The sequence below is a fragment of the Bacteroidota bacterium genome (genome assembly GCA_013360915.1).
Taxonomy (GTDB): domain Bacteria; phylum Bacteroidota; class JABWAT01; order JABWAT01; family JABWAT01; genus JABWAT01.
On the sequence record JABWAT010000013.1, the window covers coordinates 67,852 to 88,149 of the forward strand.

Consider the following 20,298-nt stretch of genomic DNA (forward strand, 5'->3'; position numbering starts at 1 on the left):
TTCTGAATTCTTTCTCCTGACTCCTGTCTCCTGACTCCTGTCTCCTTTCCTTAATTCTCAACCCGTATTTTTCAATCCGCTCGACAAGGCATTGATCAGGCTCAGTAAACGGGTGAGTGCCTTGTCTTTTTCGGTGGTGTTTTCATCGGGTAACTGTCTCCATTTTTTCAGGTAGGAAATGTGCAGCCGATGCAGAATGGTCAGTTTGTCATTTCTCCAGATCAGATTATCAAATTGTCCTTTCCGGCGGGTGACGGCTGGTTCCTCGAATAATTCTTCGAGCATGTTCATACAAGTCTGATGATCGTGGAGAATGTGGTCGAGAAAAACCGGTTCTCCACCCTCATCGGCATACAGGGCGGCATAGGCTTTCATCATGTCCAGATCGGAAAGGATCAGATTGGTTTCGGTCTGGATCAACAGGAAACGCAGAAAACTCCATTGATTCCTGGTCCGCTTCAATTGCTCAAAATCAGCCGGACGCTCCTTCTTAAGCGCATGCAACGCAGCACCGAGTCCATACCAGCCGGTCAGTGTCATTCTCGACAGATTCCAGCTGAAAACCCACGGAATCGCTCTTAAATCCTGAAGCGTCCGGGTTCCGGTTCGTCTGGCTGGCCGGGATCCGATTTTACTCTGCTCCAGCACATCAATGCAGGTTGCTTTGCTGTAGAAATGGATGAATCCAGGGGTTTCGATCAGATTCCGGTAATGCCGGAAGGATTTTTCGGCAAGAAATTCCATGGTGCCGAGGGGATAATCCGAGGCGGAGGAACCGGATTTGTTTTTAATCAGATGACGGGCCACGCCTGAAGTCAGCGCATTCAGATTGTAACGGGCGGTCAGGGGATTTCCGAATAACTGGGCAACCGATTCTCCCTGAACGGTGATCTTGATGGTGCCATTCACGGTTCCTTCGGGCATGCTTTCCAGAAACCGGTGATATTTGCCACCGCCCCGGCTGATGGTCCCGCCGGTTCCATGGAAAAAATAAACCGACGTCTGATGAAGTCTTCCTGTTTCAGCCAGGGCTTTTTCTGCTTTGTACAGGTTCCACTTGCTTGCAATGGTTCCGCCATCTTTGTTGCTGTCGCTGTAACCAAGCATGACCTCCTGCCGGTTTTCCATCTTACCCGACCGCTGACGGGTAATGGGATGCTGCAGGAACGAATCGAGAATGCCGGGTGCATGATTCAGATCGGAAATGGTTTCGAAAAGCGGAACGACCCGGATGCCAGTATTCAGCAGGTGTGTTTCGCGCATGAGGAAGTAGACAACCAGCAAATCGCTGAGATGTCGTGTCATGCTGATGATGAATGACCCGATTCCTTCTGCGCCGTATTGGTTGATGTGTTGGCGGATCACCCGGTAACAATCAAGCACGTTATCCGCTTCCGGTCCGTAAGAAACGGTGACATCGGTTAAAAGCGTCTGCTGATCGAGTAAACGGTTCAGCAAGGCCACCCGCCTTGATTCCTCCCAACGGTCAAAATCATCGGCATTTTCACCCGATGCCTTCAGAATCTGAATCATGGCCTTGTCGTGAAAGGCGCTGTTCTGGCGGATATCCAGTTTCGCCAGATGAAAACCAAAGCAGCTTACCATCCTTTCAACCGGGAAAAGCAGGGAGCCGGCCAGCGTTTGAAATCCGTTTTCAACCAGCATCTCCCGAAGAAACTTCAGGTCCGCTTCAAGAGCCTGACTGGACCGGTAACACCGATTGGCATCTGCTACCTGTCCGTTGATGGTGTGTTCTATCTGAAGAAGGACCAGATTCAGGTACTGGCGCCAGGGTTCGTACGGATTTCTCTGAATGGCCCGGATACCAGCTTCGCCGAAGGCGGCGGCCTTTTTTTCGATGGCCTTCGTCAGCAGCAGCGGAACCGGATTGGAAAGTCCGGAAATGGACAGTTTTCTGACCAGTGTCTGGATTTCGTCCCGGATGAGATTCAAAGCGGTGTTACGGTGAATCAGCAGGGTTTCCTGAGTAACAGCCGGTGTGACGAAGGGATGTCCGTCCCGATCCCCGCCAACCCAGCTTCCGAACCGGATGGAAGGGAAGACATCCGGATTGTGGATCTTTTCTCTGGTCAGCCCCGATTCGGCCCACGATCGTTTCAGGTGTTCATCACTCTGAGCAAGCACGGTGGGAAACACACGGCTGAGGTAATGCATCACATTCGCCCGCTCATCCCGGATATCCGGTTTTTCCAGATAGATTTCACCGGTGCGCCACCAGCGTTCCAGCAGGTTGATGATGGATTCCCTGATTCCGTTCTGTTCCATGGGACTGAGGGATGTGTTTTCCCGCTGAACGAGCAGCAGGTACAATTCCCGGTGAATTTCGATGACAGTGACCCGTTTGGCTTCGGTGGGATGGGCCGTCAGAACCGGAATCACCGTGGTTTCTGAAAGGGCCCGCAGCATGTCTTCTTCCGGAACCCCGGCTTCTTTCCAGATCCGGAACGCCTCGGACCAGGATCCACGGACCGGTGTCTGTGAACCCGGATCCTCCATTTTACGGCGGAACTGGGTGGCGGCATTTTCTTCAACCATGGTCATTAACTGAAAGTAAATACTCAGGGCCTGAATGACTTTTTCACCGGGTAACATTGATGGATCAGCGTTCACTGACTGGTTGGCCCGGGTGACAAGGGGAATCAGGTCGGTTTCATGGATCCGGGTCAGCATATCGGTGTAACAACCAATGAGAAACTCCCGGTCATTCGTGATTTTCTGGAAGGGAAGTGGTGTGTGAGTCATGGGATTGGGTAGCTCCGGTTTATCGGTTCGGATGAAGCACGACGGGATAACAACCGGATGGGCTGTGAAGTTGCATCTGGGATCAGAATTCAGAATTCAGAATTCAGAAGTCAGAAGCCAGAAGCCAGGAACCAGTAGCCAGTAGCCAGGAACCAGCAGCCAGTAGCCAGGAACCAGGAACCAGTAGCCAATAGCCAGCAGCCAGAAGCCAGCAGCCAGGAACCGCAAACAGGGAGGCCTTATTCTCCGCCGAATTTAACGCCGGCTCCTTTTAAAATCGGGAAGGGTAGCTCACCGCCAGCGAAAATAAAGACCTCATCATTTTTAAGGGTGGTGGTTCCTTCGGGGGTGGTGAGCGTAACGGTCGATTCCGCGATTTCCCTGACCGTTGAATTCCAGATAACCTTAATTTTTCCGCTTTTCAGGTATTGGTCGATCCGCTCCTGATTTCTGGCTTTAATCCGGCTGAAGGAATCCTGACGGTAGGAGAGGGTAATTTCGTTTCCTTTCTGAAAAGACAAGGCCATCGCAGCTTCGATGGCGCTGTCTCCGCCACCAACGATGAGAATCTTTGATGACGAAAAAGCGGCCGCATCAATGAGGGTGTACGCCACTTTTTCGAGTTCCTCTCCCGGAACATTGAGTTTTCGCGGAGACCCCCTCCGACCCAAAGCAAGGATGACCGCCCCGGCAGAGAGGGGATCCTTTCCTTCCGGAATAACAGAGAACCGGCCATCCGACTCAACCAGAATGGACGTGACTTTTGTACCAAACTCAATAGTCAGACGATGATTGGTTGTCCACTGTGTCCACAACTCAAGCAGTTTTTCTTTACGGTATTCCAGTTTATTTAACCGCTCTCCCAGTGGCAGTTCAATGGGAGCAGTCATGACCAGTTTTCTTCTGGGATAATGATTGATGGTTCCGCCGAAATGAACATTTTGCTCGAGAATGGTATAAGTCAATCCAGCTTCTTTACATGCCATTCCGGCCGTCAGTCCGCCCGGACCTGCACCCACGATGATCACATGATCCGGGCTTCGTTTCTTCAATTCAGAGACCGATTTAATGGCATCATTGATGGCGACTCTGATCAGAGCCTGACCAGCCAGTTCACCGATGATGAACAGATTCGGTACTGAACTTTCCTTTGAAGGAGTCAGAACAGGAATATCGCTCCGTGTGCTCACATCGCTTTGAGTGATGGTTATGGCTTCAACCGGGCACGCATCTCTGCAGACAGCGTGACCCACACACTTTCCGGGGAAAATCAGTTCGGAGTGACCATCGACCAATCCGAGTGCATGTTCAGGGCAGGCTTCGACACAGCTTCCGCATCCGATACAAACCGTCAGGTTGATGGATGGATGGTCCCCCAGCGGAGTATTTGCCGAAGACATGGTTTCAGCGAGATTTCTGGATTGCTGAACGGTCCGGTTTTGTCTGTTCATTTTCAGAATATAAGGCAGAACAAAAATGCCGCTCAGCAGCAGAAAGACTCCCAGAATAATGAGCGTGTCGATAGCGACCTCCTGATGATGGTCTGACTGGTGCAATTCACATTGAACCAATCAGGAAAAATTAAAAACGGTAGCTGGCCGAAAGGAAAAGCCTGAATAAATCCAGGGTCTCACCCATTCCCCATTCAGTGGTGCCCGACAGATAAATGCGGTCAAGCACTTGCCTGGAAAGACTTTCCGAAAAAAGATAGTCAAGGTTGACAGAACTTTCCCCGCCAAGCGTGTATCCCTGAATGGTTACCGATGAGAATGAATTGATCTCAAACGGCAGCATGCCTGCCAGTGAGAAAGTTTGAGTCCACCCACCATAAATTTCATTGAAATATCCGGATGTATGACTGTTTGCACTCCATCCGGACTGAAAGAAATTTCTGACCCCGGTTTGCAGTCCCAGATACAGGGTTCCGAACGGATCTCCGTTCCTGTGTCGGTAACCCACTGAACCATCGGAATAAAACCCGGATTTGAAGTCGGAACGCAGACCGAGATTCAGGCTTTGCTGGTACTTCCGGTCGAACAGGGTATCGGCGACCGATCGACTATCGGCTGTCCAGACCGGACGACGGATATTGCCGGATGCATAGGGCTGAATCCAGTCAGAAAAACGGTACCTGCCATACAAATTCAGGTTGGATAGGATGACGGCAGGATCGCGTTGACCTTTCCATCCCCGGTTGATATCGATATCGCCCGATTGTGACCAGGACCACCGGTCGGAATACCATGAAATATCATGACTGATAAATTCACGTGACAGGGTTCCGTTCTGGTATTCACCAATCCACCCGATGGCCTCGGTCTGGTTGTCACCCGACCGATGCTGTGCATACAGACCGTATTTCGGATTTCTGCTCTGAAACGCCATTTCCTTGTAATCCGGTGAGGAACCACCCACCACGCCGACCCGCCAGGTTTTGGTTCCCTGTATTTCGTACAAGGCACCATCAATAATTCCTGCAGACCAGAGTGTCCGTACCGAAAACCGGCCTGCCTGGAAAAAGGCTCCCCCTTCACCGGATGAATAGAAGGTGGAAACTTCATAAACCCGATTATCAAAACTGCTCAGAAACGATTTATCCGGGTCATAATCACGGCCATAGGGCAGGTTGTTGTAAAGCGCCCGGTATCTGATTTTAAATCCCCAGTTTTCGTTAAACAATTCCGGAACGGTGAGATACAGGGTATAACCGGGTTGGTTATAAGAAAAGGATTTGCCTGAAACGGTGAATGACTGGTGTATCTGCTGAACCTGAAACAATCCCCGAACCACCGGTTCTCTTTTTTTCTTCTTTGCTGTCGTTTCACGGGTCCATTTTTCCTGTTCGAATCCCCCGGCGGGAAGAGGTTTTTCTGCGGATTTGCCAGTGGCTCTGTTTGCGATTATGGTCAGATAGGCGGGCGGAACCGGCAGGTTGGTAAAAGAAGCGGGCAACGGACGGTTGGCCAGCGTGGCAGCGCGGGACGACGAAACGGACACCACCACCAGAAAGTCGGTCTCATTCAGATGCAAGGTGTCTCCCACCTGCACTCCCTGATCCATGCCAATATTCAGATACACGTGATCTGCAGAAATGTACTGAATTTTAGGTGCATCCTGTGCCGGGAGAACCTGATGGAAACCAGCAAGGAACAGCAACAGACTGGCAATGAATCCGGACCGGAAATTAATCATCGTGTGCTCCGGAAAAGGTACTGAATCCGTGGCAATTCCCGCAGTAATTCAGTTTGAAATTGTTTCGATCCGGATGACAGGTTTTACAGGTGTCCCATCTCATCATATGTTCCCCGAAGTAGATACTGAAAGAAGACGGATGGTTGTATCGTGCCTTTTTCCAGGTTTGTGTATCATGACAGGAGTCGCAATGAATACTGAACCCTGCCGCCTGGTGATTCAGCTCTGACTGCTGATATGAATCGGAATGACAGGAATAGCAGGAGTTGGAAACCTGTGCAAAATTGACCGAATTCATGGACCCGCCGTGGCAACCGGAACAATCCAGATTCTGGTGCGGACCCAATAAGGGAAACCGTGTGCGGGCGTGTGCCACATCCGGTCGGACATTCTGCCAGTGTTCGGCTGTATGACAGTTCCCGCACTGACTGCCGACCTGTCCGCGGTGAATGTCTTCGTGGCAACCTGAACAGTTCCGTTCAACAATCGCAAAATTTTTAAGGGAGTGACATTGTCTGCAACCGGCGTACATGTGCATCCCCGTCAGAGGAAATCTGGTTTTGTCATGCTTAAAATGAATCAAATCCCAGGAATCAGAAATGTGGCAGGTATTGCAGTTTTCACTGACCACCTGGTGGGGGAAATCGGATCCGGTTACCTGAATTTGTGCGGACACAGAAGTACTGATCAGAATAAAAATCAGAAGTCCGGCGGTGCGATTAATCATTTCCATCCGGGTGACAGGAGTAACAGTTCGCTGAATTATAAACGTACCCGGAAACTTCTCTGTGATCCTTGTCCATGCTGGTTTTATTATGCTCATGACAATCGGTACAGACAAACACCTTGAAGTTGGTTGATACGGTATGACAGGTAACGCATTTGCTTGACCAGACGGAGGGCTTATGCTTACCGGAATAAATCGGAAACCATCCGTTGTGATTATTGTACGATGAAGGAGACCATGAAGCATTGGTATGGCAGGTCTCGCATTTTACCGGATAGCCCTGTGTCTGATGATTGACTGCTTTATTGTAGTCGGGTGTGTGACAGGATTTGCAGTCGGTTGCAAGTCCGGTGTACTGTCCGTTAATGTGGCAGCTTGCGCAATCTGCAGTCGTGTGGCCGCCGGTCAGCGGAAAGGCTGTTTTGTTGTGGTCAAAAGTGGCCGGTGTCCAACTGGTTGTCTGATGACAGGTTTCGCAGGTAAACGGGAACGAGGTTGGCGAGTGTTTCGGATTGGTGGTTCCCTGATAATCGGCCTGGTGGCATGCATAACAGTCTGTGGACGGAATCGTGGTGTAATTCCCCCCGGAGTGGCAGGATTCACAGGTTTGTGAGGTGTGGGAGCCCGTCAGCGGAAACCGCGTGAGCGAATGATTAAACTGGGCCGGCTCCCATCCGAAAGTGGTGTGGCAGGATGCACAATCCGTTGAAAAGGCTGCAGATGAATGTCTGGGATTCAGTGCGCTCTGGGAATCTTTCAGATGACACGCTGCACAGTCTTTTGGAGTGCCTGTGTAAACACCTCCGGAATGGCAGCTCTCACAGGTGGCCGTTGTGTGTCCGCCCGTCAGCGGGAAAGTGGTTTTGTTGTGATCAAATGCTGCCGGTTTCCAGGACACCTCACTGTGACACACCTGGCAATTAAACGGAAACTCATCCGGCGTGTGTTTCGGATTGAGGGTTGATTGGTAATCGGTCTGATGACAACTGAAGCAATCGGTTGCGATTCCCGAAAATTGCCCGTTGACGTGACAACTTTCGCAGGAAGGGAGTACATGGGCGCCGGTTAGAGGAAACCGGGTTGAAGAATGATTAAACGTGGATGGTTCCCAACTGATGGTGGTGTGACAGGTCTCGCATAAAGTGGATAGACGTCCGGAAACGTGATTGGGATGTTGGGCCGTTTGATAGACGTCCTTATGACAGGAAAAACAATCCTTTGGAGTGCCCTTATAAGTCGAATTCTGGTGACATGAATTGCAATCGGTGATGGCATGCGTTCCGGTAAGAGGAAAACTGAAAAGGGAGTGATTAAAAGATGAAGGAGTCCAGGCAAACGGACTGTGACATTGCTGACAGTCAACGGGAAATCCAAGGGACTGATGATCCGGATTTTTTGCGGTTTTGTAATCGGTATGATGACAGGAAAAACAATCGAGAACACTGGAAACTTTAAACATCACACCTTGTGAAGATTTCGGATGGCAACTGGTGCAATTTGCCGTCTGGTGAGCGCCGGTTAAAGGAAACCGGCTTCGCTGGTGAATGTTCAGCATGTTTCCATGAGAGAGTGGACCCCATACCATGGTTTCATGACATTGTTCACAGCTCTGCCCGAGGGTGCCACGGTGAATGTCCTCATGACACGATTTACAGTCGGTATTTATCTGACTGAAATTCAGGGAGCGATGGCAGGACAGACAAGCAACCGATTGATGAGTTCCGGTCAATGGGTAACGGGTGGATGAGTTATGATCGAAAATCATGGGGTTTTTCAGTACGGTCCAGGAGTCTGCCACATGACAAGCCTGACAGTCAATCCCGATGTTCCCATGAGGGTTGGTTTGCGGTTGCGAAAAACCCGGTGTAAATCCGGCCAGAAAAAAGAAAATGAGTGAAATCAAAGTGGTCATATCCGGTGACAGGATTCGCATGTGACCTCCATGGGTTTGAACCGGACCAGTTCCTTTCCGTTTGTCCTTTCGGTCTGGTGGCAACTTTTACAGGGAACCTGTTCATGTGCCCCATCAAGCTTGTACCGGCTGTCACGGTTATGTTCAAATCTGGTGGCCAGCCAATCATTTTCGGTGTGGCATTTTTGACATAAAACCTTCCCGGATTCTGTGAACTGGCCGTTGTGAATGTCTTCATGACAGGAGTTACAGTCACGGGCAGTCGTCTGAAACCGTATGGTACCTGGTTTTTTTCCTTCGCGCTTGTGGCAACTGATACAGGAAACCGATTGGTGTCTGCCATTAAGTGCAAACTCAGTCACAGAATGGTCAAAGCGGGTTACCTTCCATTCGCTGGTGACATGGCAGGATTCGCAATCGGGCTTTCCATTTTTTCCAGTGGTCATAAATGGATCGGCTTCGCCCTTGTGGGCATCGTGATGACAACCTTGGCAGGATTTTTCCAACGATGTGAAAATCCAGTCACCGGTTCCGGAAGGGTGATGGCACTCAATACAGGCCGCAACCTGATGTGCTCCGGTCAGCGGAAATGCCGTCTGCTGGTGCTGAGCAGTTGAATAGGTGGAAGGTCTGAATCCGGAAGTGGTGTGGCAGTCTTCGCAGGGCTGAAGCTGGCCATTTTTCATCAATTGCTTTTTATGCGCATCCTGGTGACAGTCTGTGCAGGATTGATATGCCATCGACTTCTTCTGAAAATTCGGAATCACCAGTTTTTTCAGGTCACTGGTTGCCTTTGAAAGATCGGTAAAATGGCAGGCTGAGCAGTTGAGTGACCGATGTTCGCCCGTGAGCGGATATCTGGTTGTCCCATGGTCGAATTTGGTCTGGTTGGATGTGTTTTTCCAGCCAGTGGTATTGTGACAGGATTCGCAGGCAGTGGAAATGCCCGGCGGGTGCGGATTCTGATGACAACTCAGGCACTGGGGAAATTTGAGCCGGTCCATCTGCAGGTATTCGCCATCCTTTTGATCCCGCCAGACTTTTTCATCTTTAACCGGCTGATGGCAGGAGGCACATTTTACCGTCTGATGATTGCCGGTTAATGGGTATTTGGTTTTGGTATGATCAAACAGGGTGGCCTTTTTCCAGTTCTCCAGATCATGGCAATCTTCACAGGACTCTCCAAGGGTTCCTCTGTGCTCGTCGAAATGACAGGAAAGGCACTGAGTGGTCAATGCCAGGTACGTGGTGGCAGATTGAATACTCTGGTCTGCCTTGCGTAATTTTTCGGAGTGATTGGCTGGTTGATGGCACGATTCACAAGTGGCTTTACGGTGTGCGCCAATCAGTTCATAACCGGTTTTGGAATGATTCAGTCTGGTTTTATCCGTCTCGAGCCAACGGACCATTTCAAAATTCAATCCGTTGTGATCAGAATGGCATTGAATGCAGGTCTTTTTTTCGTTGATTTTCAGCCAGCCATGATATCCTTGGCCCGATGTCCAATCTGCCCCGATACTCTGATGGCAATCCATGCATTTTCCCGGGTCGATTTCTTTATCGCCTGAGTGACATTTCCGGCAATTTTCAATTCCTTCAAGATGCCGGTGTGCCTTACCCAGTGTTCCGGGAGAAAGCAGTTGGGCCGTGACCGGGTGGAAAGGGATCATCAGAAAGAAAATGATGACGGTTCCCCAAACCGGAAGAATTGAAGATTTCCAGGGTTGGAACATTACTTCCCGTCATCGAGAATTTTGAGACCGTTGGTAACGAGCAGGGTCACTTCCTCATCCGCCTTTTTAAGATCGATCCGGTGCCAGTAATCAAGTGCCTTTTTGGTGTCACCTGCATTGGCGGCAATCGCGCCAAGATTGTACAGTGCCTTCGGATTTCCGGAATCGGCCAGAAGTGCATTCATGTTGCAATTGATAACCGAATCCAGTTCATGTGCAAGGTCAAAGGTTTGTCCGAGGGCCACCCAGTTGTCGGCTACCTGATGTTTCTGGTTAATCAGTTTTCTGAAAAGGGGCCGGCTGAGGGGATTGTTGTTCCCGGCATACAGATCGGCCAGCATCTGCAGGTGGGTCAGATCCTCCGGATTTGAATGAATGAAGGTTTCCAGTCTGGCAATTTCATTCTGTTTCTGAATGTCCACCACAGGCGGATGCTGAAAATCATGGACCTGGGACTTCGCATCCTGACTGTGATTGTGGGTCACCTGGTCCGTTGAAGGATCATGAATCAGAATGGCAAGAAATAAACTGCCGAAAATCAATGCAATGATGACGAAGGTATATTGTACCAGTTTCTTGGTGGTCATAATTAAAATCCGATCCCGTAACCTGTATAAATTGAAATTCCGATGTGAAGCAGTAAAACAACTCCCATGATGAGGGCAAATGGTAAATGAAACACATGCCAGAGGTGAAGCCAATGCTGGAAAATGTGCATGCTGGATTTTTTTCTTATCAGGTGTGCCCGGTCAAACAGGATGGTCAGAATGGCTGTTTGATGGGAAGGAGAAATTTGTCTTGATTGCAGCCTGGTGATACAGGATTTTCTGAACCGGTTCCATTCCAGCCGGTCGTTGATCAGACGAACCGCCAGCCGCAAAGGTCCGGTGCCGGATGGTGGATCGGGAAAATGAAATTCCTCCACCCATTCGGCCGGTATATCGTACTCGGTAGTTAATCTGGTTTTCAGATCCCTCAGTTGCTGATTCACCTCATTCACAGACAATTCCAGTCCGGAAAAAGAGCGGGGAATTTGAGTGTAAAAAAAACGGCCGATAATTCCGGAAACCACAACGGCAAGCATGGACCAGAAAGCAATAGAAACCAGGCCTCCGATTTTCATGGCAGTGTGAAAGAAAATCAAGGCAGGACCGGCCACACAGCAGAAAATGTGAAAGTTCATCCAATGCCGGATGCTGCCCGCCGTCCAGAGTCGTTTCCATCGTTTCCTGAGACTATAACTGGTGACGCCCACCACCATCAGAATGGTCCCGGCGATTCCGGCTTTATGTCCGATCTCGCCACCCGGCTTCAGTTGGGCATGGCTGGCGTGAAAAGGTCGTTCATGAAGAGGCAACGAATAGTACGGCCAGACAAGAACCAGACACCAGAAAAAAATCACCAATCCGGTTACCCAGATCAACAAAGCGGGTCGTTTCATGTTCATAAAAAGTGGCAAAAAATAAAGGAAAGTAAACATACCACCTTTTGTCACAGTATTGTAAGATGTTTGGTTAGAAAATTATTAAAGATGGGTTTGTGACCATTGCGAGAATACACCCAGCCCAAAATGAAAGTTGCCGATAAGGGAATGTGGCGGGGACCCTTCCTTTGATCAGACCGAAGTTTTACCGGGTTGCACGCGTTGAATTCCCAGGGTCTTTCCTCTCGGGATTGCGGTTTCATTCCGTACCTTTACCGTTCCATGAAAAAAGCACTGATCGGATCGGTTTTTGGAATGGCAGCGATCATTCCCCTTTTGCTGGTTGCGCAGTCTTCAACCTTGTCTGTTACCCAGCAGCGTGGGTTAAGCAACAACTCGGTAACAGGTCTGCATCAGGACCGGGACGGTTTTTTATGGATTGCTACCCGTGACGGGCTGAACAAGTTTGATGGGTATCGGGTAACGGTTTTCCGTACCCGTGATCAGTTTGAGGCCGTGGAAGGCGATAACATGTTCGAGGCGCTGACCGGCAATGGTGGCGACTCACTGTTTCTGGCAGTGGGAAGGCAGGTGCTGGCCTTTAACCGCCTCAGTCTTCAGTTTTCCGAAGTTCCCGTTTCCATTCCGGATACCACTGCTCCCCGCACCGATGTACGTACCATTGTGCCCGACGGAAAAAAAGGACTCTGGGTTGGTACGTTCAGTTCCGGACTGCTGTACCACTCCTTTCAGACCGGAACCACCACTCACTTTTTCGATACCGATGCCTGGAAACAAACCGTCGTTTCCAACAACATCACCGCCATTCTTCCGGCCCCTGACGGAACCCTGTGGCTGGGTTCAATCGGCGGGGGATTGCTCCGTTTTTCCCCGGACCGAAAAACAATCACCCCTTTTTCCTGGAAAACGCTCATTCCGGAATTTTCCTATCATCAGTCCATCCGGTCTCTGGCCTGGAAAAATACCCATACGCTCTATGTCGGAACCTGGGGATATGGTCTGAAAACCTTCGACATCAGGACGGGACAATTCAGCGATGTGTGGGAATATCCCAATCCACCCGAACAATTTCCCTTCAATGACATCCGGTTTATCCATGTGGATACTGATGAGTCTGTCTGGTTTGGTACCAACGGAGGGGGGCTGTTTCACCTCGGTCCGGATGGAAGGGTTCGCGATCAGTTTGCCAAAACTCTCCCGGGTCTGAACAATCTGGCAGATAACGATGTCCATGCCATTTTCAAAGAAAGACCCGGTGTCTATTGGGTTGGTACCGACGGAGCCGGTGTTCAGGGGATCAATCTGAATTTCCGGTTGTTCCGACAGGATCAGACCTCGCAGGAATCGGCGTTCCGGTTAACCAATCCCGATGTGCACGAGTTATTTCTGGATTCGGAAAACCGGTTATGGGTGGGAACCAACGGCGGGGGAATTAATGTGTTTTCTGAGGGATCCCGGCAGCCTTTTGTCTTTGAATCATCGAAGGGTGATCAGCGGAAATTACTGGATAACACCGTTTACACCATAGCAGAAGATGCCTTCGGCCGGTTCTGGATCGGTACCAACAGCGGAGGTGTGCAGATATGGAATCCGGCCACCCGGCAATTCACCAACTTACGCGACCGGTATAAACGATCCATTTCGCTGGCCTATACCATTTTTGCCGATTCACGCGGTGATGTCTGGTTCAGTACGTACAGTGGCAATTTCCGTTATAAAAATCCGGGTCCGGATCTTGATCTGAGCGAACTCGATGGTCAGACGCTGGCAAGCCTGAATCACACTTTCATTCAGGATTTCCACGAAGACAAAGCCGGTTATCTCTGGATGGGAACCAATGCGGCAGGTGTCGTCAGGCTGAATTACCTGACGAACCGTCTGGAGCGGCTCGATTCGCTGATCACGTCGGGAACTGCAAGACGCCCACAGAACATCACTGGGATGGCCCAGGACCGGTGGGGCCGGTTGTGGATGGCCTGTTCAGGATCAGGGTTGTTTGTCTGGTCTCCGCTGGATGGATCCCTGAAACATCTGACCACTGCAGACGGCCTGATTCATGATAATCTGATGGACTGTCTCCTGGATCGGGATGGAAACATCTGGATCAGCACCCCCGTGGGGCTCAGCCGGATCAGTTTCCCGGTTGGATCATCCGGAAAACCGGGGTCGTTAAGCATCAGAAACTTCGATGCGAATGATGGAATCCGCAATGAAATGTTTAACCGGTTTGCAGCAGTGGCCGGACCTGATGGACGGTTGTGGTTTGGCGGAACCGACGGAATCACCTCGGTGAATACGAAAGACTTGTCTGATGCCAATCTGGTTCAGGCTCCCGTTTATCTGACCGGGGTCTCGGTCAATGCGATTCCATACCCCGATTTTTCAGCTGAAACCGGGCAATCCATCAATCATCTGAAGGAACTTCAATTCACTGCGGAAGATTTTCTGGTTTCGGTGGAAGTAGCCAGTCTGCAGTTTTCGCGCGCTGGGTCGGTTCATTACAGCTACCAGCTGGAAGGGTTCAAGCAGGACTGGATTCAGTTGGGAACCCGGCGCCTGATTACCTTTGCCTCGCTTCCTGCCGGATCGTACAGGCTGAACATCCGTACCACCGATGAAGCGGGTCACTGGACCCCCACTCAGCTTTCCATTCCGGTGGAAGTTCATCCCCCGGTCTATGCCACCTGGTGGGCCCGTGTTCTTCAGATTTTGCTTCTGGCCGGGTTGCTTTCCTGGGTGGTGGTTTCGCGGTTATCACGGGTAAAGCGCGAAAAACGACTGCTAGAGCAGGAGGTGACCAACCGGACCCATCAGTTGCAGGAACTCTCGGTCTCACTCAGGGAATCGAACGAACAACTGGCCCATCAGACCGAAAAACTTCGTCAGCTCGATCAGAAAAAGAGCGATTTTTTCACCAACATTGCCCATGAATTCAGAACTCCGCTGACCCTCATTCTGGGGCCGCTGGAAAAACAGGCGCTGAAGAAAAACGACCCCGATACCACCCTGATGATCAGAAATGCACGCCGGTTGAAACGGTTGATAGACCAGCTACTGGCCATTTCCAAAGCCGATTCCGGAGAGCTGCCATTCAGACCATCCATACAGAATTTCACCGGTATGGTTAGGGCAATGACATCGGAATTTGCGAATCTGGCTGCCATGAAAAAACGGGAAGTCAGTTACACCGGTCCTGAGGAAGATCTCTGGTTTTCTTTTGATCCGGATCATCTTGAGAAAATGCTGGCAAACCTGCTGTCGAATGCATTGAAATTCACCAGGGAGGGGGATGAAATCCGGGTGGATGTCAAAGCAGAAACAACTCAGAATCCGCCGGTGATTCATTTGTCGGTGGAAGATTCCGGAATCGGAATTGCGCCGGGGCAGCAGCCCTTTTTGTTTGACCGGTTTTATCAGGTGGAAACCGGCCTGACGCGATCATTTGAAGGATCCGGTATCGGTTTGGCTTTGGTGAAGGAACTCGTCACTTTGCATGGCGGCACCATTTCCGTTTACAGCTATCCGGGGGCCGGTTCCCGGTTTACCATTACCCTGCCGGTCAGGGAACAGACAGCGGCCCCGGCTCCATCCGCCGGGACCCCATTCTCTCCCACACCGTTGTCGGTGGATATTCCCGACCTGATTGACGTGCGTGAGGATTCACCAGAAGCTTCACCAGAAGCCGACCTGCCGAGGAAGGAAACCATTCTGGTGGTGGAAGACAACGCCGATCTGCAGGTTTACCTGAGTGGCCTGCTTGAAGGATTTGCGTTTAAAACAGCCAATGATGGGGCTGAAGGTCTGCAAATGGCCCTCTCATCGGTTCCAGACCTGATCATTTCGGATGTCATGATGCCGGTGATGAACGGATACGACCTGCTGAAAGCATTGAAAACAGAACGCGCCACCTCTCACATCCCCGTGATCATGCTGACTGCCAAATCGAGTCTGGACAGCAAGCTGATTGGTCTGGAAACCGGTGCCGATGCCTATTTGGGGAAACCATTTCAGGCCGAAGAGTTACTGGCCATCATCAGAAATCTGTTAAAATCCCGCGATCGCCTGAGGACCTATTACACCTCCCTTTTAGCCGGAATCGGAACCGCAGAGGAAGTGTCTGCCGGACTGCCGGTTCATGACCAGGACCTACTGGATCGCCTGCTGGCGGTCATTGACGAAGAGATTTCCAATCCGGACTTGTCGGTGGACATGCTGGCGAAAGCTGCCTTTCTGAGTCAGTCCCAGCTTAACCGGAAGCTGAATGCATTGACAGGAAATCCGGCCAATCACCTGATCAGGACCCGTCGGATGCAAATCGCAAAGGCCCTGCTGATGGAAGGAAACCGCCGGGTGAATGAAGTGGCCTGGGAGGTGGGGATTCCTAACCTGGCCTATTTCAGCAAATTGTTCCGCGATACACATGGCCAATCTCCGTCGGACCTGCTTTCCTCCTGATTTCCTCTGGAACCGGTTTCCTCGGTTTCATCTTGCATGAATTGTGATAATGCATGCGCAAAAAGTGATAACTCCATTAGGCTGATTGGCCGGACTTTTGTATCAGTCGGGGGTGGGTTCCCGGCTGTCACAAAACAATGGAGTGAAAACAATGAAACATGTTACTGCCAACCGGCGCTTTCCGGCCTCTTTGCTGAAGTCGGCCGCCTTTCTGGGTACCGCAATCGGACTGCTTCTGATTGCCACTGCTGGTCGCTCTCAGACGACCTATACGGTTACAAACACGAATGATTCAGGTGCCGGTTCGCTGCGTCAGGCAATCATTGATGCAGAAGCCAATCCGGGTGCAGATATCATCGATGCCACTGGTATTTCCGGAACCATTACACTGGCCTCTGGCCTGCCAACCATTACTCAGGATCTGACCATTTACGGTCCGGGCGCGGGCTCTCTGAGCATCAGTGGCGACAATCTTTACCGGCCGTTTTTCGTAGATGGTGGAACCAGCGAAATCAATGACCTTTCTGTCATCAACGGAAAAGCACAGGGAGGAAGTCCTGCCTGGGGTGGTGGCGGTGGTGCCGGTATGGGTGGCGGAATGTACGTCAACTCCGGAACCATGGTTCTTCAGTCGGTAACGTTTTCCGGAAACACTGCAGTCGGTGGCAGTTCTAATTCGAATGGAAGTTTTAATTATGGTGTGATTGGAGGAGACGGACCCATTGCCGGTTCAGGTGGGGCTGCCGGATTCAGCACCAGTTCCTTCCAGGGAGGGGCGGGTTCTGCTGGCTCATTCGGGGGCGGTGGTGGATCGGGCGGCTATGGCCGTTATGCCGGTGGTGCCGGAGGAAATGGCGGTTACGGTGGTGGAGCCGGTGCCGTCGGCAGTAAGAATGATGGAACCAGCGGTGCATGGTCCACAGTCAATCCGGGAACCCCGGGTGAGTTTGGCGGATCCTCAACCAGTTCGGTATTTGCAGGCGGAGATACCTATTGCCGAAGTGGCGGCGGCGGTGCCGGTTTGGGTGGTGCCTTGTTTGTCCGTTCAGGAAGTATCGTTTCTCTGATTTCCTGCACGTTCAATAACAATACTGCGACGGGCGGAACAGCCGGTACCGGTGGTACTGCCGGTCAAGGTAAAGCGGGTGCGATCTTCGTACATCCGGGCTCAACCGTTGCAGCAGATGGAATCAGTTTTTCTTCGAACAGTGCAGCCAATGATTCCGAATCCCAAACCGATAACGATGACTATTACGGCAACCTTCAGTCTGCTGCACCCATGGTGACCACCACCGATGCAGCCGATGTTGCTTACACCACTGTTACCCTGAATGGAAGCGTGAATCCGAACGGATATGCAACTACCTATTCCTTTCAGTATGGGACCAGTTCAACTCTGGCAACTTATTCAACAACTGCCTCAACTTCAGCCGGGAGTGGTTCTTCATTCAGCCCGGCTACCAAAGGTGTGACCGGTTTAAGTGAAGGAACCATCTATTATTTCCGTGTGGTGGCCACCAATGAGAAAGGAACCACTAACGGTGCTATTAAAACGTTCACTACGCTACGGTCCCCGCGGCCCGTTCTGGTTCTGAATGACGCAACCAATGTGGCAGGCGGAACAGCCACCCTGAGTGGTGTGGTAGCGGCGAACGGATCAAACACCAACTACAAATTTCAGTATGCCACGAATTCATCCTTTACCGGTGCCACCGATGTTGGGAGTGGTTCGGTTTCTGAAACCTATTATACCGATGTTGCTGGTCGGTCCTTAAGTCTGGGTGGCTCACAATATGTCGATATCCCTGATAACGGAACTCTCGATTTCACCGATAAACTGACCATCGAAGCCTGGGTTTATCAATTTGCATCAGGTAATAATACCATTATTGACAAGGGAAATTACCGGTATCTCTTCCAGATTCAGAGTAACAAACTCGGATTCTACAGTACGACGGGCACGGGTGGAACCTGGAAATATTCATCTGCTTCGGTTCCTGTTAATGAGTGGGCGCATGTTGCCATGACTTTCGATGCAGCCAATGACAGTGTTAAGTTTTATCTGAACGGTGCCTTGCTGACAACAGTGACCGATGCCATTTCATCGATCACCCCGGATAACGGAAATATCAATATCGGCCGTCAGGAACCTGCAAGCTGTCAGTGTAACTATTTTGGCGGAAACATCGATGAAGTCAGACTATGGTCGGTAGTCCGGTCGGCAGCAGACATTGCTGCCAATTATGACAAAGCCCTTACCGGAAACGAAACCGGTCTGAACGCTTACTGGCAATTGAATGAAACCAGTGGTAGCACCGCTTCCGATATGTCTGGCAACGGAAATACCGGGACCACCGTCAACTCGCCTTCATGGAACCTGTCGGGTGCCACGGTAAAAAAATACTCTAAAGATGTGACCGTTAACCTGACCGGACTCAGCACCGCGACTTATTATTACCGCCTGACAGCAACAAATACCACCGGAACGGAAACCACTGCTGCAAAATCCTTCCAATATAAAACACCTTCTCAGGATCTCGTGCTTTGGGTCCGTGCCGACTCGGGCGTGACCAAGGATGGTTCCGGTTTTGTTTCTTCCTGGACCAATCTGGTACCCGGTGGCGGGGAAGTGACTCAGGCAACGGCTGACTATCAACCTCAGTATGTCAGTGGAACGGTAAATGGCAAACCGGTGATCCGCTTTGATGGAACCAATGATCACATGGAATCGCCCTCAATCACCATGGGATCGGGTGTTACTGTTATCAGCGTGATTAAAACCAGCTCAGCCGCACGTCAACGTGTGGTATCTGATCAGACTTACTTCATTTATGGATTCGATGGCGCTCAACTCTTTACGTATGGTGGTAACGGAAGTAGTTGGTCATCTGGTGGCAATATTGGTGTCATCAATGTGAATAATTTCGATATCATGGCCTTGTCGAACAATGGAACCACTGCCAAAGGATATGTAAACGGTACCGAAACCGGTTCCGTTGCATCGGGAAGAGCAGCTCATACCGGATCGGTTCAGATCGGGGCTTACAACCTGCCGGGAATCGGAATGGGTGAATTGTTCTCTGGTGATATCGCCGAGTTGCTCATCTTTAATAAAGTGCTGTCTGATGCAGAACGGAAATTGGTGGAATCACGCCTGATGATGAAATATCAGGTGGGTGCAAAGTCCACTTCCACAACACCGACTGTCTCCAGCGGAGAAACAGGCGGATTTGTTCTGGGTGGCACCGGAGCCACTATCACCTTCACCGATGGAAGCGAATCAACCGGGACCCTGACAGCGACCACCAGTAACAGCCCGACCGTCAACGGTGATCTTCCTATTGGCATCACCGGTCTGTCTCAGGATAAATACTGGTCCATTGTGAATACAGGACTTTCCGGATTCACTTACTCCATCACACTTGATCTGACCGGAATTACCGGGATCACCGATTTCAATTCCATCAAAGTGGTGAAACGCGAGGATGAAAATGCCACGTGGGTCGATGTCACCGGTGCACCATTCTTTGCCACTGTGTTACATGACAATCCGTATATCACCATTTCCGGTCTGACTTCCTTCTCTGAGTTTGCAGTCGGTACCAGTGGTGAAAATCCGCTTCCTGTGGAGTTGGCCTCCTTCACCGGCTCGGTATCGGGTGATCAGATCATCCTGAACTGGTCCACCAAATCGGAACTGAACAATTATGGGTGGGAAGTGGAAAAGAAGAATTTTGACCCTTCGAGAACCTCAGGGTCCGGAAGTCAGAATTCGGAAGAATGGGAGACAGTCGGTTTTGTGGCTGGTAACGGAACGACCAATTCACCGAAATCGTATTCCTTCCAATCACCAATCACCGCTCATAAGACAATCTTCCGTCTGAAGCAACTTGACCTCGATGGAACGGTTTCCTACAGTCAGGTGCTTTCCATTGGCGGCGAACAACCCACCAGGCTGGCTCTTGGACAGAACTACCCGAATCCGTTTAACCCCTCCACCCGGATTGATTTCTCGATCCCGGTCAGTGGAAAGGTAAGACTGGTTGTATTCGATCTGTTGGGTCGCGAAATC

Annotated in this window: 10 protein-coding genes; 2 read left to right on the forward strand and 8 right to left on the reverse strand. The window is 50.7% G+C overall.

Translation table 11 applies throughout. The features are described 5' to 3' along the window. Positions 1-57: 57 nt before the first annotated feature. From HUU10_12480 to HUU10_12515, 8 genes are all read right to left on the reverse strand, one after another. On the reverse strand, positions 58-2,763 hold the full coding sequence (locus HUU10_12480) for a phosphoenolpyruvate carboxylase (protein NUQ82420.1): 2,706 nt from the start codon (positions 2,761-2,763) through the stop codon (positions 58-60). A 239-nt stretch (positions 2,764-3,002) separates the two neighbouring features. Continuing rightward, positions 3,003-4,319, reverse strand: coding sequence for an NAD(P)-binding domain-containing protein (locus HUU10_12485; GenBank protein NUQ82421.1), 1,317 nt, complete (start codon positions 4,317-4,319; stop codon positions 3,003-3,005). Positions 4,320-4,344: 25 nt separating this feature from the next. Beyond that, positions 4,345-5,955, reverse strand: a complete 1,611-nt coding sequence (locus HUU10_12490) for a hypothetical protein (protein ID NUQ82422.1) — start codon at positions 5,953-5,955, stop codon at positions 4,345-4,347. Further along, positions 5,948-6,682 carry a hypothetical protein gene (locus HUU10_12495; GenBank protein ID NUQ82423.1) on the reverse strand — a complete coding sequence of 245 codons (735 nt, stop codon included), beginning with the start codon at positions 6,680-6,682 and terminating at the stop codon, positions 5,948-5,950. The genes HUU10_12490 and HUU10_12495 overlap by 8 nt, the downstream gene beginning before the upstream one ends. Continuing rightward, positions 6,675-8,615, reverse strand: coding sequence for a hypothetical protein (locus HUU10_12500; GenBank protein NUQ82424.1), 1,941 nt, complete (start codon positions 8,613-8,615; stop codon positions 6,675-6,677). Before HUU10_12500 ends, HUU10_12495 begins: the two co-directional genes overlap by 8 nt. Continuing rightward, on the reverse strand, positions 8,591-10,327 hold the full coding sequence (locus tag HUU10_12505) for a hypothetical protein (GenBank protein ID NUQ82425.1): 1,737 nt from the start codon (positions 10,325-10,327) through the stop codon (positions 8,591-8,593). The genes HUU10_12500 and HUU10_12505 overlap by 25 nt, the downstream gene beginning before the upstream one ends. Then, positions 10,327-10,914: a hypothetical protein gene (locus HUU10_12510; GenBank protein ID NUQ82426.1), complete on the reverse strand. Its 588-nt coding sequence runs from the start codon at positions 10,912-10,914 to the stop codon at positions 10,327-10,329. Before HUU10_12510 ends, HUU10_12505 begins: the two co-directional genes overlap by 1 nt. A gap of 2 nt (positions 10,915-10,916) precedes the next feature. Beyond that, a complete protein-coding gene (locus HUU10_12515) occupies positions 10,917-11,768 on the reverse strand; it encodes a hypothetical protein (protein ID NUQ82427.1) in 852 nt (283 codons plus the stop codon). 264 nt (positions 11,769-12,032) lie between these two features. On the opposite strand from HUU10_12515, the gene HUU10_12520 reads away from it, so the two are divergent. Both HUU10_12520 and HUU10_12525 read left to right on the forward strand, forming a co-directional pair. Then, positions 12,033-16,226, forward strand: a complete 4,194-nt coding sequence (locus tag HUU10_12520; protein ID NUQ82428.1) for a response regulator — start codon at positions 12,033-12,035, stop codon at positions 16,224-16,226. A 151-nt stretch (positions 16,227-16,377) separates the two neighbouring features. Beyond that, on the forward strand, positions 16,378-20,298 hold a 3,921-nt coding region (locus HUU10_12525; protein NUQ82429.1), incomplete at its 3' end, for a hypothetical protein.